Below are 16,568 nucleotides of genomic sequence, written 5' to 3' on the forward strand. Positions count from 1 at the left end.
GGCGGTACTGCGCCCGGTGGCGCTGCGGGACCGGTCGGTCAGGCCGCCGCGCGCTCCCACTTCTGGTTGTCGCCCGAGTTGCAGGTCCACTGGTCGAGAGCGGTGCCGTCGGACCGGGACTGGTTCACGACGTCGAGGCACTTTCCGCTGTGCCGGGCGACGAGTTCGACGGAGCCGGCCACGTCCGTCGTCCGCGCCTTCCACTGCTGGGAGGCGGATCCGTCGCAGGTGTTCTGCACCGCGTAGGCCCCGTCCGCCGTCGACGCACCGGCGATGTCGAGGCACTTCCCGCTGTGCCGGGCCATGATCTGGACGTAGCCGGTGCCCAGGTCCTTCAGCCAGAAGTCCTGGTTGACGCCCGCGCCGCATCCCCACTGGATCAGTTGGGCACCGTCCGCCGAGTCGTAGTTCGACACGTCGGCGCACTTGCCGCTCTGGTACCCGGTCAGCGTCTCCCAGGTGACGTCCATACCGCCCACGGTCCCGGCGGCGGTGTCGACGGTGACCTGCGGGGAGTAGTCCATCGTCATGCTGGTGCTACTGGGGAACGTCAGCGGCAGCCAGACGTACTGGGAGTCGGAGACCGTGCCGCCCATGGCGTTGCCCCAGCGGTCCCCCATGTAGAGGTATCCGGTGCCCTCGGTGCCCTGCACCGGCAGGACGTACGCGGTCTGGCTCCGGTAGGCCGTGGCGTCGCCCACGTCCTTCAGATCGCTCCACGAGCCGGTGATGCTGGTGGCGGTGGCGTACTTCTGCTGGTTCGGGGACCAGCCGGTGGCGCCGGAGGTGAGGAGGAAGTAGACGCCGTCGCGCTCGAACATGGCGGGGGCCTCACGCGACTGCCCCGCCCAGAGCTTCTGGACCTGGGACTCGACCGCCGTGTAGTCCGCGGTCAGCCGGTACACGTGCAGGTCCGCGTTCTCGTTGGCGGCCGAGATCATGTAGCCGGTGCCGTCCTTGTCGACGAAGGTCGTGATGTCCCGTGACATGTTGCCCAGCGGCCGGAAGCTGCCGCGCCAGGTGTAGTCGCCGTCCACCGTGGAGGACACCGCGACCGCGGCTCGGGCCTCGCCGTAGTCGGAGGCGTTCTCCTTGTGCATCCACATCACGAACTGCTTGGTGGTGCTGTTGTAGACGACTTTGGGGCGCTCGATGTTGGCCTGGTCCAGTTCCGGGTCCGAGGCCTCCGTCAGGACGTTCTTGCGGAACTCCCAGTTCTTGAGGTCGGTCGAGCGGTAGGCGGAGACGTACCGGAAGGTGTTGTCGGCGTTGCGGTTCTCGCCGAACCAGTAGTAGTACGCGCCGACCTTGAGTACGCCACCGCCGTGGGCGTGCACCGGACTGTTGTCCGATCCGGTGAACTGCGTCCCGTTGGTGATGGTCACCGCGGCGGCGTGGGCGGTGCCCACGGAGCTGAGCAGAGAGAGGAGAAGGGCGGCGAGGGCGGCGAACAGAGCCGCCCTTCCGGGGATCTTGTGTCGCATGTCGCGATACCTCGTGGTGTTCGTCGGACCGGGCGCTCCGCGCGGTCTGCGAGATCTCGGACCGCGTGGGGCCCGGAGCGTGGGGGAGTCCGAAGGGCCGGCCGGTGGGGAGTTGTGGCCTGCCGATCAGGACCGTGCACGATCACCGGCCTACGCAATGTTTTCGTAAACACGATGTGTCCGGAAGTGTGTGAGGGCCGCGGGATACTGTCAAGGAGTCGGGCAGAGAAGGGCCAGGTTTTTGACCCGGCGGTGTGTTTGCGTCAACATTGCAGAGCGGGAGCACACCAGGTGCGCACTCGCGATGGGCCTCGAGAGAAGGCGGTCGGCTGTGGCGGAGAAGGCGACGAGAGCACCCCGCTCGCGCACGCCCCGGAAGTGGCCCTCGATGGCCGAGGTCGCGGCGAAGGCGGGGGTGTCCTCCCAGACCGTCTCGCGCGTGGCCAACAACCACGACAACGTGGACGCCACGACGCGCGCCAAGGTCCTCGACGCCATGCAGGCACTCGGATACCGCCCGAACGCGGCGGCTCGTGCGCTGGTCACGGGCAAGTTCGGGGCGCTGGGCGTGGTCAGCTTCGACGTCGGCGCGCACGGGAACGCCCGGACGCTCGCCGCCATCGCGGACGCGGCACGCGAGGCCGGCTTCTCCGTCAACTTCATGGGAATCCGCGCACAGACCGAAGCCGCCGTGCAGCAGGCCTTCCGCCACCTGATGCTCCAGTCCGTCGACGGGATCGTGCTGATCGAGTCGCAGATGCTCGACACACCGTCGCTGCGCCTGCCGCCGACCATGCCGATCGTCGTCGCGGACGGCGACACCGGGCACCGCTACCCCCATGTCGACTTCGACCAGGCCCGCGGCACCCGGAGCGTGGTGGCCCACCTGCTGGAGATGGGCCATCGCACGGTGCACCACGTCAGCGGCCCGCGGGACTCCTTCGCCGCCCGGCGGCGCGCGGAGACCTGGGAGCGCACCGTCGTCGCGGCCGGTGCCCCCCTGCACCCCGCCCTGTACGGGGACTGGAGCGCCGAGTCCGGCTACCTGGCCGGCCGGACGCTGGCGAAGATCCCCGATGTCACGGCCGTGTTCGCGGCCAACGACCAGATGGCACTGGGGGTGCTGCGCGCCATGCACGAGGCCGGGCGCAAGGTGCCGGAGGAGGTCAGCGTGGCCGGCTTCGACGACGTCCCAGAGGCCCGGTTCTTCGAGCCGCCGCTGACCACGGTCCACCAGGACTTCGACGTGGTGGGGCGGCATTGCGTGACCCTGCTCCTGGAGCAGATCGAGCGCCGCGCGGGCGGCCCGCACCGGCTCGCCGTCGAACCCACTCTCGTGGTCCGGGCCAGCACCGCGCCGCCGCCCGCCTGACCGGCGCACGGCCCCGCAACGGCCCGCCCGCGCATGCGCGGGCGGGCCGCACTCCGTCGCGCCCCTGAGCCCCGGCCCCGCTCACGGCGGCGACATGAACAGGGTCCGGGCTCACGGCTCCGCGCACCCCCTCGCATACCGGCGCCGCACCCCTCGTCCGGATCCGGTGTGCCGGGCGCTCGCCCATCGCCCGGCACGCCCCGCGGCACGGCCAAGCCCTCGGCTTTCGCCCAATTCCCCTTTGTTCGCTACCGCACCGTGCTTGACGCCCGTCTCGGGGTGGTGCCACCATCAGCTATCGATGATTACGTAAACATGGTTCATCGGCCCAGTCTTCTCCCGGCCCGTCGGCCCTGAGGTTCCCCCTCCCCCGCCCCGTTCCCGACCGGTCGCTCAACGACGCAAGGAACCACCATGACGCTCCTGTCGACGTCCGCCCAGGCAGTCCGGCCACCCCGGCCGAGGCGGCGCCGCCCTCTCGGGCGGTACGGCCTGACCGGATGGGGATTCGCCGGACCGTTCGTCGCGGTCTTCGCACTCGTCTTCCTCGCGCCGATCGGATACGCCGCCTATCTGAGCCTCTTCCGGGACCGGATGATCGGCGGCAGGTCGTTCGTGGGCATGGACAACTACCAACAGGCACTGACCGACCCGCAGTTCTGGGAGGGGCTGGAGCGTGTCGGCCTCTTCCTGGCCGTCCAGGTGCCGATCATGCTGGGCATCGCCCTGCTGGTCGCCCTGGCGATCGACAGCGGCAGGCTGTACGGGAGGTCGTTCTTCCGCGTCGCCGTCTTCCTGCCCTACGCAGTACCTGCCGTCGTCGCCAGCCTCATGTGGGGCTTCATCTACGGCACGCAGTTCGGGCTGGTCGGCAACATCAACGACACCTTCGGCCTGTCACTGCCCGACCCGCTCTCCCCCTCACTGGTGCTGGCCTCGATCGGCAACATCGTGACCTGGGAGTTCGTCGGCTACAACATGCTGATCTTCTACTCGGCCCTCAGGGTCGTGCCTCGCTCGCTCTACGAGGCCGCGGCCATCGACGGAGCCGGCGAATGGCGGATCATCTCCGCGGTCAAACTCCCCGCGATCCGAGGGGCCCTGGTGATCGCCACGATCTTCTCCGTCATCGGCAGCTTCCAGCTGTTCAACGAGCCCAGCATCCTGCAGAAGCTCGCGCCCAACGCGATCACCAACGACTTCACCCCGAACCTCTACACGTACTCGCTGTCCTTCGCCGGACAGCAGCACAACTACGCCGCGACCGTGGCCATCGTGATGGGCGTGATCACCGCGATCATCGCCTACGCGGTCCAGCTGCGCGGCATGCGGAAGGGCTGACCCATGACCACCTCCTTCACCACCGACTCAACCGGGTCCTCCCCTTCCTCACCCGGACACCGCGCCTCCCGTACGACGCCGCCGGCCACCGCCCGTCCCCGTACCGGCGGCTCCGCACGGAAGTCCCGGCGGCCTCCGCACACGCCGCTCAACCCACGCCCCAGCATCCCGCTGACCCTGGTCACCGGCGTCGTCGTCCTCTACACACTGGCCCCGCTGCTGTGGCTCGTCATCAACGCCACGAAGAGCCAGCGGGGGCTCTTCGACTCGTTCGGCCTCTGGTTCGCCGACGACTTCAACCTCTGGGACAACATCACCCGGACGCTCACCTACGACGACGGCGCCTTCGTCCGCTGGTTCCTCAACACGCTGCTGTACGTCACGGTCGGAGCCGGGGGCGCCACCGTCCTGGCCGTTCTCGGCGGCTACGCCCTGGCGAAGTACGACTTCCCCGGCCGGCGCGCCGTGTTCGCCGTGGTCATCGGCGCGGTGGCGGTCCCGGGTACGGCTCTCGCCGTCCCCACCTTCCTGATGTTCAGCAACATGGGCCTGACGAACACCCCCTGGGCCGTGATCATCCCGTCCCTGATCTCGCCCTTCGGGCTCTACCTCATGTGGGTCTTCGCCTTGGAGGCCGTCCCCGCCGGGCTGCTGGAGGCCGCGCGGATCGACGGATCCAGTGAGCTGCGCACCTTCTTCACGATCGCGCTGCCCCTGCTGATGCCGGGGACCATCACCGTCCTGCTGTTCTCGATGGTCGCGACGTGGAACAACTACTTCCTGCCGCTGATCATGATCAAGGACCCCGACTGGTATCCGCTGACCCTCGGCCTCAACGCCTGGAACGCCCAGGCCCAGACGGCGGGCGGCGAAGCCGTCTTCGACCTCATCATCACCGGCTCCCTGCTGACGATCGTGCCGATCGTGGCGGCCTTCCTGCTGCTCCAGCGCTACTGGCAGTCCGGACTGGCCGCGGGCAGCGTCAAGGAATGACGCCGCCTCCCGTTCCTCCCCGCCCCTCCTCTCCGCCGCATCACCGACCAGGAGCACATCCCATGAGAACGCACTCCACCCGCAGGCTGCTCGGCGCGCTCGCCGTCGCCTCCGCTCTCGCGCTGACCGCCACGGCCTGCGGCGACTCGGACTCCGACGCGGCAGACAGCTCGCCCAAGGACGTCAAGGCAGCGCTCGAGAAGGGCGGGAAGGTGACCGTGTGGGCCTGGGAGCCCACGCTCAAGAAGGTGGCGGCGGACTTCGAGAAGAAGTACCCCGAAGTCGACGTCGAACTGGTCAACGCGGGCACCGGCGACAAGCAGTACACGGCTCTGCAGAACGCGATGGCCGCCGGTTCCGGTGCCCCCGACGTCGCCCAGGTCGAGTACTACGCCCTCGGCCAGTTCGCCATCGCCAAGTCCGTCGAGGACCTGGCTCCCTACGGCGCGAAGAAGTACGACAAGACCTTCACGCCCGGCCCGTGGAACGCGGTCACGCAGGACAAGGCGGTCTACGCCCTGCCCATGGACTCCGGCCCCATGGCCTTCTTCTACAACAAGAAGGTCTTCGACAAGCACGGCGTCAAGGTGCCGACCACCTGGGACGAGTACGTCGAGGCGGCCCGCACCCTCCACAAGGCCGACCCCAAGATCTTCATCACCAATGACACCGGGGACGCCGGAGCCACCACCAGCCTCATCTGGCAGGCCGGCGGACGCCCCTACAAGGCCGACGGCACGAACGTGGGCGTCGCCTTCGACGACGCGGGCACCAAGAAGTACACCGCGACCTGGCAGAAGCTCCTCGACGAGAAGCTGGTCGCGCCGATCAGCTCGTGGAGCGACGCCTGGTACAAGGGCCTGGCCGACGGCTCCCTGGCCACCCTCTCCATCGGCGCCTGGATGCCGGCCAACCTCACCTCCGGAGTCCCGGCGGCCTCCGGCGACTGGCGGGTCGCACCGCTGCCGCAGTGGACGAAGGGCGACCGGACAAGCGCGGAGAACGGCGGCAGCTCGCTGGCCGTGCCGAAGGCCGCGAAGAACAAGGAACTCGCTTACGCCTTCACCCAGTTCGCGACCACCGGCGCCGGTGCGAGCAGCCGCGTCGCCGAGGGCGCCTTCCCGGCCACCCGCGCCGACCTGGAGTCGAAGGCGTTCCTCGACACCCCGTTCCCCTACTTCGGCGGGCAGAAGGCCAACCAGGTGTTCGCCGAGTCGGCCCGTAACGTCGGTGCGGACTGGTCCTACCTGCCCTACCAGGTCTACGCGAACTCCGTCTTCAACGACACCGCGGGCAAGGCGTACGTCTCCTCCACCACGCTCTCCGACGGACTGAAGGCCTGGCAGGACGCGAGCGTCAAGTACGGCAAGGACCAGGGCTTCACCCTCGACTAGTCCGGCCGCCGATTCCGGCTGCCTGTTTCCTCCGCGCTCTCGGAACGCCTGGGCGTGCCATCGGCATCGATGGCATGCTCAGGCGAACTGAGAGCTTTTTCCTGCCTGTTCACAGATTCGGCCAGTGAACATCACAGGCGTATTTCAACCCGTCCCGCCTCTTGACGCCGAGGTCAACGCGTTATGTTATGCAGTTAAACGTTTGAATGTGTTTGATTTCGACGATTCCGGTTCCCTCCCGAGGCACCCTCAGCTCGCAGCCTCTTTCTCTCTCGAACCGGCCTCCGCGCTTCTGTGCAGCGGCGGCCGCTGTCAGCACAAAGGAGCCCCTGATGTTCCGTTCCACCTCCAGCCGCGCGGCCGCCGCCACCGGTCTCCTCCTGACCCTCGGCCTCACCTCCGCGTGTTCCTCTGGCAAGGAGGCCACCACCGACGACCAGGGCGGCGGCAAGGTCAAGGGCGCCATCTCGCTCACGTATCTGCAGAAGCAGGGTGACCAGGAGTACTTCATCGGCGAGGCCGCGGGCGCGAAGGCGAAGGCGAAGGAACTCGGCATCGGCCTCAAGGTGGTCAACCTGGGCAACGACGCCAACAAGACGGTCAGTGAAGTGCAGTCGGCGATCGCGCAGAAGACGAGCGGCGTCATCATCGTCGTTCCGGACCCGGCCGTCGGCCCACAGGTCGTACAGACCACGAAGGAGGGCAAGGTCGCGCTGCTGACCTCCGACGACCAGATCTGCGCCACGGGACCCGACCCGGCCAAGTGCGGCAAGGACGATCTCGTCCCGCGGATCGGGTTCAGCGGCGCCCAGATGGGCGGGGAGGTCGGCAAGCGCGCCGCCGCCGAGTACAAGAAGGCCGGCTGGAAGGCCGCGGACACCCGCATCATCTCGGCCTGGAAGCAGGACGTGACCGTCTGCGGCGACCGGGTGGCAGGGGCCAAGAAGGCGTTCCAGGCCGCCGTTCCCGATGTGAAGACCATCAACGTCCCCACCGACAACACCCCCACCGGCGCACAGGACAAGATCGCCGCGACGATCACCGCGAACTCCAAGGTGAAGCACTGGGTCGTCTGGGGCTGCAACGACGAGAACGTCATGGGCGGCGTCACCGCGCTCGCCAACGCGGACGTCAGCCCGGACAACGTTATCGGTGTCGGGCTCGGCGCCTATCTCGCCTGCAAGGAGTGGGAGTCCGACAAGCCGACCGGCATGAAGGCGGCCCTCTTCATCAACGGCAAGGACGTCGGCGCCCTGGCCGTCCAGACCATGTACGACAAGCTCAAGAAGGACAAGAAGTTCCCCGCCGAGGCCTTCGCCCCCACCACCATGGTCGACCACACCTCGTGGAAGGGCGCCGGAGTCACCTGCAGCTGAGTGCTCCCGGCGGGCGGCCGCGACACGCCGCCGCCCGCCGGTGACCCCACCGCGCTTCCGACCTTGCCTGCACCACGCCATCGAGGTGAACCGACCCATGACCCCAGAGCAACACCCGGCCGCCGCACCAGAACCCCCCGGCGGCCCGGCGGCGCCGCACCCCACCCCCGTCGCCGTGTCGGGCCTCACCAAGCGCTTCGGCCCCGTGCAGGCGCTCGGCGGCGTCACACTCGACTTCCCGGCCGGACAGATCACCGCGCTGATGGGCGAGAACGGCGCCGGCAAATCCACACTGCTGAAGATCCTCACCGGTGACCACCAGCCCACCGAGGGGGGCGTGGTCATGAACGGGGAGCAGATCACCCTCGACTCCCCCGCCCGCGCACGGGCCGCCGGTATCCGGATCATCCCGCAGGAACCCGAGATCATCCCCCACATATCCGTGGCGGAGAACGTGTACGCCGGCGCCCTCCCCCGCAAGCGCGGACGGGTGCTCGACCGGGCCGAACTCAACCGGCGCATCAGGGCCGACCTGGACCGGCTGGGCTTCGCCCACGTCCTGGACCCCACCCTGCTCGGCTCCCAGCTCACACCCGCCCAACGCCAGTTGGTCGAGATCATGCGCGCCCTGACCGGTGCCACGACCGCGCGGCTGATCGCCTTTGACGAACCGACATCGTCGCTGTCGGAGCACGAGGTGGACGCCCTGTTCACGCTCATCCGGCGGCTGCGCGACGAGGGCATCGCCATCGTCTACGTCTCGCACCGCATGCAGGAGATCTTCCAGCTCGCCGACCGCATCGCCGTCCTTCGCGACGGCAGCCTCGTCGGCGTCCAGGACGCGGGCGCCACGAACGAGGGCGAGCTCGTGCGCCAGATGGTCGGCCGCGACCTGTCCGCCGCGTTCGTACGCCCGCACATCGCGACCGACCGCCTGGTCCTGGACGTCCAGCACCTCACCACCGACGACGTCACCGACATCTCGCTCCAGGTGCACGCGGGCGAGGTCGTCGGCCTCGCCGGCCTGATCGGAGCGGGCCGCTCCGAACTCGCCCTCGCGCTCGCGGGCGACCTGCCCGTCCGGGAGGGCACGGTCACCCTCGACGGCACGCCGCTGCGCAGCGGCCGGCCGGGCGACGTCATCAGCGCGGGGCTCGGGCTGGCGCCCGAGGAACGCAAGGCCCAGGCCCTGTTCCTGCAGCAGTCCATCAAGGACAACACCTCACTCGTGGTGCTGGACCGATTGCGGCGCTTCCGCTTCGTCCGGCGTACGGCCGAACGCCGCCTCGCGCAGGAGTACACCGACCGGCTCCGGGTCCGGGCCCCGTCGATCGATCACGAGGTGCGCAAACTGTCGGGCGGCAACCAACAGAAGGTGGTCCTGGCCCGCTGGCTGGCCCGCAAGCCGAAGGTGCTGGTCCTCGACGAGCCGACCCGCGGCATCGACGTCGGGGCCAAGGCGGAGATCTACCAGATCATCGCCGACCTGGCGGCCGAGGGGGTCGCGTTGCTGGTCATCTCCTCCGAGCTCCCCGAACTCCTCGGCCTCGCGGACCGCGTGATCGTGATGCAGAACGGCCGCATCACGGGCGAACTCGACCGCGGTGAAGCCACCGAAGAATCCATCCTCCAGCTCGCCATGGCCGATGACATGGTCGGCACCGCCCCCGGAGCCTCCTCATGACCCTCACCAGTTCCCCCTCTCCGTCCGTGAAGGGAACCCCCGACGACAGCCCCGCGCCGCGCCGCTCGAAGCTCCTTTCCGGCCTGGGCGGCCAGAACGTCAGCCTGATCGGTGCGCTCGCCGTCGTTCTCATCCTTTTCGGTGTCCTGAACGACAACTATCTGAGCCTGTCCAACATGCAGGTCATCGCCGAAGCGGCGACCATCACCGGACTGCTCGCGATCGTGCAGACCGTGGTCATCATCTGCGGCGGTCTGGACATCTCGGTCGGCTCGCAGGTGGGCGTGGCCTCGGTCGTCAGCGCCATGGTGTTCACCTCAGCGAGCTCGAACGCCTTCCTCGGCATGGCCGCGGCCGTCGGCGTCGGCATCCTGATCGGCGCGCTGAACGGCCTCGTGATCGTCTACGGCCGGGTCAACCCCACGATCGCCACCCTGGCGGGGCTCGCAGCCTACAAGGGCCTTGCCCAGCTCCTGTCGGACGGACGGGCCCAGGGATACGTCCTCAACAACGACTTCTTCATCTTCCTCGGGCGCGGCAAGATCGCCGGCCTGCCGGTCATGGTCTGGATCCTGATCGTGGTGGCCGTCATCGTCCACCTGCTGCTGAAGTACACCGACATCGGGCGCAACCTGTACGCGATCGGTGGCAACGACACCGCCGCCCGCCTGGCCGGCATCAACATCAACAAGTACCTGATCTGCGTCTACGCCCTCATCGGCGTCGTCGCCGCCATCGCGGGCATCCTGCTGACCGCCCGCACCGGATCCGGTCAGCCCACCTCCGGCAGCGAGGGCCTCGAACTCAAGGCCATCACCGCGGCGGCCCTGGGCGGCGCCGCGCTCAAGGGCGGCAAGGGAGGCATCGGCGGCACCCTGCTCGCCGTGGCGCTGCTCGGCTGCCTGGAGAACGGGCTCACCGTCCAGGGCATCAACACCTTCTGGCAGAACGTCGCCCAGGGCGCGCTGCTCGTCATCGCCGTCGTCATCCAGCAGCGTCGCAGCGGTGAGAGGGCTGTCGGGCTGCCTCACTGACCGCTTCGGCCGTCGCCGCGCCGGCAGGCACGGCGACGGCCGCTCAGCGCGAGGAACGCCGGACGTACGTCGTCACCGGTCGCTCAGCGACGGCCGACCTCGATCCGGATCAGGTTGCGCCCGCGGATGGCGTAGAACCTGCCACGCTCGTCCACGGCGGCCCGCGGGATGCCGTACCAGTCCGCGTCGAGCGCGACCAGGTCCGTACGGGCGAACGTCTTGCGGTCGTAGCGGACGAAGTCCGAGCTGGACGCGCCGTACACGTACCCCCGGTCGGCCAGCAGCGTCCCGTAGTTCGGCACCACCGGGCCGTGGTTGGCGGAGTGGATCACCTTTCGGGTGCGCAGGTCGATCACGAAGAAATCGCCCTTGAAGCACATGACGTACAGGTGATGGCCGAGCACGGTGAGACCGGTGATCCCGGTGGGCTTGTCCTGCGGCGTCATCCGCCACAGCTCCCGCTTGCGGACCGGGTCCCACGCGACCAGGGTTCCCGCGGTGGTGGCGACGTTCTGGCCACCGAGATAGGCCACGCCGTCGTGCGCCACGACCGCGCGGACCATCTGGTCGTCGTCGATCGGGTTGACGGCGACCGTGGTGGCACCCTTCTTCGGGTCGAACGTCATCAGCGAGCCGCCCGCGTTGTAGTCGGACTGCAGCCCCATCAGAGCCAGTTGGTGCCGGTCGTCCCAGACGATCTGGTGCGGGCGGTTCTGCTTCGGCGGCAGATCGGCGAGCTTGCGGGTCCACTCGTCGTCGGTGCGCGGGTTGTACGCCAGGAGCCCGACCGCGTTGTACTGGGCGAGGTAGGCGGTGCCCTTGTGCAGCAGGATGTCCTTGGCCTCGCTCGTCGCCAGCACCCTGCTCTGCTTACCGGTGCGCAGGTCATGCCGTGCCACGGAGTTCGTCCCGCCGACGTACACGTTGTGCGTGTCGGCGGCTATCGACATCCCCAGCTGGGGCCCGATCGGGGCGCCTGCCTCGATCAGGTCCCACGAGGTGTCCGTGCCTGCGCTCGGATCGACCTCGAAGATCAGGCCGAAGGCCGAGACGACGATGACCTTCTCCTCGCGGATCCACAGACCCCAGAGCTCGCCGAAATCGCCGTCCTTGGGCTTGATCTCGCGGAACTTGCCCGTGCTCAGGGTGAGTTCGATCAGCGCGGCGCCGTTGAAGTACATCTTGTCGCCGAGCTTGCGCGGCAGCCGGAGGAAGGACTGCTTGCTCTGCACGAGCGTGTACTGAGCCGGGTCTTCGGCGTCCATGATCGCGACCGCCGCACCGTCGGCGGTGGTCGAGCACACGTACAGCGTGCCGTCGTAGAGACCGACGTCACGCACCTCCACCTGCCCCGCGAACTCCTTCGGCAGGATCGAGGTGATCTTCTTCGTGGCGCGGTCCATGACGAACAGTCCGGCCTTGGTGCTGGTCGGAATGGCGCCGAGCGACGCGCCCGTGCCGATGTAGATCTTGTCCTGGGTGGCCAGCAGGCAGCGGATCATCGGGACGTCCGGATCGGGGATCGCGATCTCGGTGAGCTCACCGGTGGCCGGGTCGTACTGGCGCAGCTTGGGCTGGGGTTCCCGTCCGCCGAAGAAGATCTTGTTGTCGGGGGACGCGCTGATCGCGTACGGGTCGAGGCCGGGGATCGAGTGGAGGTCCTCCTTGGGCGCGTCGGCCACGGACAGGTCGAGCCGGATGAAACCCGGGCCGGGGGCGGAGTCGTACTCCCGGATCGCCGAGTACAGATACCGCCCGTCCGGGTCGACGGCGAGCAGCTGCGTGCTGATCCCGGGGCCCTCGGTGACGCTGGTGACCTTCTCCGTGCCGAAGTCGAAGCTGATGATCCGCATCGGATCGATGTTGCGCGAGGCGATGTACGCCTTGTCGCCCACCGGAATGGCGGCGGCGAGCGAGAAGTTGTTCACCCCGGGGCCGAGGTCCGTGACCCGCACCCCTGACCTCGGCGCCGCCAGGGCGTCGGTCGCGGGCAGGCCGGTGACGGCCAGTGCGCCCGCACCGACGGCCCCCCACTGCATCAGCTGACGTCGTGTGATCTGTCCGTCCTGCATGTTCAGTGCTCCTTCGTAGGGTTTCTGAGGATGCGCACGGGGGAGTTCATGGCCTTCCCCGTGGCCGGATGGATCAGGCAGCGGTCCAGCTCAGGCCGCCCAGGAGGTGGCCTCGGAAGGCCGGGTCCGTGTAGGCGTCGGACGCGTGGCCCAGCGACGTGTAAAACGAGCGGCCGGCGCCGGACTCCCTGCACCACACCAGGGGGTGGTCGGCGCCCATGCCGCCTCCCTCGTAGCCGGCTTCGTCGATGGTCGCGAGGACCTGTACGCCGGGGCGCCGCGGGTTGCTCCGGAAGTCGTACCACTCGTCGTTCCAGTCCCACCGCTGCGGCAGATGGCGAGTCGACGGATGGTTCCGGTCCTCGACCAGCACGGTGCCGGGCTGGAAGTCCGGGTGGCCGGCGAACCGGGCGCCGAGCAACTCCCCGTAGTACGGCCAGTCGTACTCGGTGCACGCGGCGGAATGGATGCCCATGAAGCCGCCGCCGTCAGAGGTCCAGCGCCGCAGCGCCAGCTGCCCCTGCGGGGTGAGCACCTCGCCGCTGGTGGACAGGAAGACCACCGCGCTGCGCCCCGCCAGCGAGGCGTCGGTGAAGACCGAGGGGTCCTCGGAGGTCTCCACGGTGAAGCCGTGCTCCTCCCCCAGCTCTCGCAGGGCCGCCTGGCCGGCGGGGATCGAGTCGTGGCGGTAGGCCGTGGTGCGGGTGAAGACGAGAACGTCCGACAGGCGGTCGGGCTGGGACATGCTGGCGCTCCTGGTTCCGGACGTACGGGGTGATCGGCAGTCTCACAGGGCGGGGCGGGACGGCGCGGCGGCCGTCCGGGTTCTCAGGCCGAGGTGGTCAGGGCCGCCCGGTTCACGGGGTACGCGAACTCCCGCCCGGCGCAGTAGCGTTCGACCTCGTCCAGGGCGCTGCGGGTGATGCGGGCGAGTTCACCGCCGAGCGATCCGGCGATGTGCGGGGTCAGCAGCACGTTCGGCAGCGCGTACAGGGGTGAGGCCGCCGGCAGCACTTCGGGCTCCGTGACGTCGAGGACGGCGTGGATGCGTCCCGACGACGCCTCCGCGGTGAGGGCCGCGGTGTCGATGAGGGAGCCGCGCCCGGTGTTGACGAGCGTGGCGCCGTCCCGCAGGAGCGACAGTCTGCGGGCGTCGAGCAGGTGGTACGTCTCGGGCAGCGCGGGTGCGTGCAGCGAGACGACGTCGGAGACGGCCAGCAGCTCGTCGAGCTCGACGAGCCGGGCACCCATCGACCTGGCCACCTCGGGGTCGAGGTGCGGGTCGGCCAGCAGGATGTCGAAGTCGTGGGGCCGGAGCAGCTCCAGTACCCGGCGTCCCACCAGGGACGCGCCGACCAGGCCGATCGTCCTGCGGTAGTTGCCGAAGCCCGGGAAGTGGGCCGCCCAGTCCAGGGCGTTGCGGTGTTCGCGGTAGAGCCCGCCGATCTCCAGGACGCGCTTGTTGGCGAAGAGGATGGCGGCGAGGGTGTATTCGGCGACGGGTACGGCGTTGGCGGCAGCGGCTGTGGAGACGTGGATGCCTCGGTCCCAGCAGGCTTCCGTCACATGGTGTTTGACGCTTCCCGCCGCGTGCACGACGGCTTTCAGCTCCGGCATGCGGGCGAGTACGGCGTCGTCGAGCGGGCGGCATCCCCAGGACGTGATCAGGATCTCGACAGCGGCCAGGTGGGGTACGTGGTCGAAGTCCTCTGCGACGAAGTCCGGTTCGATGTCGACGAGACCGGTCAGCCGGTCGGTCGCGGCACGCGGGAAGAGCGCGTCCCGGTGAGGTCGGCCCATCGCGAACAGGGCACGCGGGCGGAGCGGGGTGGATGACATGGGGATCCTCGGGACGATGGCCTACTTGACGGCGCCGGCGGTCATGCCGGACTTCCAGAACCGCTGGAGCATCAGGAAGAGAATGACCAGCGGCACCACGGACACCAGCGATCCGACGATGGCCAGGAGGTAGTCCTGTGGGTGCCCCTGGGAGAGCGCGGAGGAGTACCAGACGTACAGCCCGAGGTTGACCGGGAAGAGGTCCTTGTCGGACAGCATCACCAGGGGAAGGAAGAAGCTGTTCCAGATCTGGGTGAACTGGAAGAGGAAGATGGTCACGAAGCCCGGTGCGATCATCGGCAGGCCGATCCTGCAGAAGGTCCTGAACTCTCCCGCCCCGTCCACCCGGGCGGCCTCCAGGACCTCGTTGGGGATGTACGAGGCGCTGAAGACGCGGGCCAGGTACACCCCGAACGGGAAGACGAGGCCGGGGATGAACACGCCCCAGAAGGTGTTCACCAGCCCCGCTTTGGCAGCGAGCAGGTAGAGCGGGATCGCCATCGCCGTTCCGGGCACCATCACGCCCAGCAGGACGAAGGAGAAGAGCCTCTCCTTGCCGGGGAAGTTCAGTTTGTCGAACGTGTACCCGGCGGCCACGCTGAACACGGTCGCCAGCAGCGAGCCGACACCGGCGTACAGGACCGTGTTGAGCAGCCAGCGCAGGAAGATCCCGTTGTCGACCTGGAACAGGTACTTGAGGTTGTCGACGAGCGCGAAGTCCTTGCCCGGGGCGAAGCCGTTGGTGGCGAAGAGGTCCTGGCGGCTCTTGGTGGACGAGAGGAACAGCCAGAGCATCGGCAGAAGCGTGTAGAGGGCGGCGAGACCGAGCATGGCGGTCACACCGGCTCTGGACAGCAGGACCGAGGGGCGGTTCCCGGGGCCACGCCGCCCCGGCCCACTCCTGTCCGTCCGGCTCTTCTCCGTCCCGTTCCCGCCCGTCCGGTCCGGAGCCGGACAGGAGCCGTCGGGGGCAACGCGTGTCATGGTCTTGGTCACGGCTTGCTCCTGCTGCGCGAAAAGCGGGTGACGAGGAATGACAGCAGCGCGGCGAACAGTGCGATGAGCAGCGAGGCCGCTGCTGCCAGTCCGAAGTCGTTGTGGGTGAAGGCGGCGGTCTGGACGAACATGTTGGGGGTCCAGCTGCTGCCGATGGAGCTGGAGGCGCTGTAGATGACCTTCGGTTCGGTGAAGAGCTGGACCGATCCGATGACGGTGAACAGCACGGCCAGGGCGATGGCCGGGCGGATCATCGGGACCTTGATCGACAGGGCGGTACGGATCTGGCCGGCGCCGTCGATCTTCGCCGCGTCCAGGGCCTCGGTCGGCACCGCCTGGAGGGCTGCGTAGAAGATGACCATGTTGTACCCGATCCACTCCCAGACGGCGATGTTCGCCGCGGAGAAGACCGCGTTGTCGGCCGACAGGAAGTCGATGTCGAGGCCGCCGGAGTTGAGGAAGTCGATCACCGGGCTGAGTCCGGGCGTGTACAGGTAGACCCAGATGAGTGCCGCGATCAGACCGGGCACCGCGTGCGGGAGGAACAGGGCCAGCTGGAAGAAGGTCCGCGCCCTGGTCAGTGCGGAGTCCAGCAGCAGGGCGAGGACGAGCGCGCCGCCGATCATGATCGGGATGTAGATCGCGACGTACGCGGCGATGGTGAGGAATCCGCCGCGGAAGCCCGGGTCCGACAACGCGTGTACGTAGTTGTCCAGTCCGGCGAAGACCTCTTCCGTCCCGCCGAAGCCGAGGCCGGAGGTGTGGGTGGTGAACAGGCTCATCCAGCCCGCGTAGACCAGCGGAGCGAGGGTGACGGCGGCGAAGAGGATGAAGAAGGGGGCCAGGAGCAGCGTGGCGGTGCGGCGCTGGGCGCGGGCTGACGGAGTTGTCATACCGGGCCTTTCTCGAAAGGGGAGCGGGAAGCGTCGGGGCGGGAGCCGATGCCGGCCTCGGCCTTGGGGGCCGGGCACCGGCTCACCGGG

13 protein-coding genes are annotated in these 16,568 nt (G+C 68.6%); 7 read left to right on the forward strand and 6 right to left on the reverse strand.

What is annotated here, in order from left to right:
* Window positions 1-38: 38 nt before the first annotated feature.
* Window positions 39-1,484 (reverse strand): RICIN domain-containing protein, encoded by a 1,446-nt coding sequence (locus OG892_RS03545; RefSeq protein ID WP_328867944.1) that lies wholly within the window; start codon window positions 1,482-1,484, stop codon window positions 39-41.
* A gap of 388 nt (window positions 1,485-1,872) precedes the next feature.
* Here OG892_RS03545 and OG892_RS03550 point away from each other — a divergent pair, with 388 nt between their 5' ends.
* The 7 genes from OG892_RS03550 to OG892_RS03580 all read left to right on the forward strand — a co-directional run bounded on the left by OG892_RS03550 (window position 1,873) and on the right by OG892_RS03580 (window position 10,678).
* The gene (locus OG892_RS03550; RefSeq protein ID WP_327340481.1) at window positions 1,873-2,856 is read left to right on the forward strand and encodes a LacI family DNA-binding transcriptional regulator; all 984 of its coding nucleotides are present in this window, start codon (window positions 1,873-1,875) and stop codon (window positions 2,854-2,856) included.
* Between the two features lie 414 nt (window positions 2,857-3,270).
* Complete coding sequence (locus OG892_RS03555) at window positions 3,271-4,197, forward strand: carbohydrate ABC transporter permease (RefSeq protein ID WP_073736132.1); 927 nt, start codon at window positions 3,271-3,273, stop codon at window positions 4,195-4,197.
* A 3-nt stretch (window positions 4,198-4,200) separates the two neighbouring features.
* A complete protein-coding gene (locus OG892_RS03560; RefSeq protein ID WP_371628432.1) occupies window positions 4,201-5,190 on the forward strand; it encodes a carbohydrate ABC transporter permease in 990 nt (329 codons plus the stop codon).
* A 62-nt stretch (window positions 5,191-5,252) separates the two neighbouring features.
* Window positions 5,253-6,584, forward strand: a complete 1,332-nt coding sequence (locus OG892_RS03565) for a sugar ABC transporter substrate-binding protein (RefSeq protein ID WP_371628433.1) — start codon at window positions 5,253-5,255, stop codon at window positions 6,582-6,584.
* Between the two features lie 332 nt (window positions 6,585-6,916).
* Window positions 6,917-7,960 carry a substrate-binding domain-containing protein gene (locus OG892_RS03570; RefSeq protein ID WP_073736135.1) on the forward strand — a complete coding sequence of 348 codons (1,044 nt, stop codon included), beginning with the start codon at window positions 6,917-6,919 and terminating at the stop codon, window positions 7,958-7,960.
* A gap of 97 nt (window positions 7,961-8,057) precedes the next feature.
* Window positions 8,058-9,644 (forward strand): sugar ABC transporter ATP-binding protein, encoded by a 1,587-nt coding sequence (locus OG892_RS03575; protein ID WP_371628434.1) that lies wholly within the window; start codon window positions 8,058-8,060, stop codon window positions 9,642-9,644.
* Window positions 9,641-10,678: an ABC transporter permease gene (locus tag OG892_RS03580; RefSeq protein WP_073736136.1), complete on the forward strand. Its 1,038-nt coding sequence runs from the start codon at window positions 9,641-9,643 to the stop codon at window positions 10,676-10,678. The genes OG892_RS03575 and OG892_RS03580 overlap by 4 nt, the downstream gene beginning before the upstream one ends.
* A gap of 83 nt (window positions 10,679-10,761) precedes the next feature.
* On the opposite strand, the gene OG892_RS03585 is transcribed toward OG892_RS03580, so the two are convergent.
* From OG892_RS03585 to OG892_RS03605, 5 genes are all read right to left on the reverse strand, one after another.
* Window positions 10,762-12,750 carry a hypothetical protein gene (locus OG892_RS03585; protein WP_371628435.1) on the reverse strand — a complete coding sequence of 663 codons (1,989 nt, stop codon included), beginning with the start codon at window positions 12,748-12,750 and terminating at the stop codon, window positions 10,762-10,764.
* Between the two features lie 73 nt (window positions 12,751-12,823).
* Entirely contained in the window at window positions 12,824-13,495 is a 672-nt protein-coding gene (locus OG892_RS03590; RefSeq protein WP_371628436.1) for a ThuA domain-containing protein, read from the reverse strand.
* Between the two features lie 83 nt (window positions 13,496-13,578).
* Window positions 13,579-14,550, reverse strand: a complete 972-nt coding sequence (locus OG892_RS03595) for a hydroxyacid dehydrogenase (RefSeq protein ID WP_371631571.1) — start codon at window positions 14,548-14,550, stop codon at window positions 13,579-13,581.
* Window positions 14,551-14,610: 60 nt separating this feature from the next.
* The gene (locus OG892_RS03600; protein ID WP_371631572.1) at window positions 14,611-15,573 is read right to left on the reverse strand and encodes a carbohydrate ABC transporter permease; all 963 of its coding nucleotides are present in this window, start codon (window positions 15,571-15,573) and stop codon (window positions 14,611-14,613) included.
* 8 nt (window positions 15,574-15,581) lie between these two features.
* Window positions 15,582-16,478: a carbohydrate ABC transporter permease gene (locus tag OG892_RS03605; RefSeq protein ID WP_073736138.1), complete on the reverse strand. Its 897-nt coding sequence runs from the start codon at window positions 16,476-16,478 to the stop codon at window positions 15,582-15,584.
* Window positions 16,479-16,568: the final 90 nt, after the last annotated feature.

It is taken from the genome of Streptomyces sp. NBC_00341 (genome assembly GCF_041435055.1).
GTDB lineage: Bacteria > Actinomycetota > Actinomycetes > Streptomycetales > Streptomycetaceae > Streptomyces.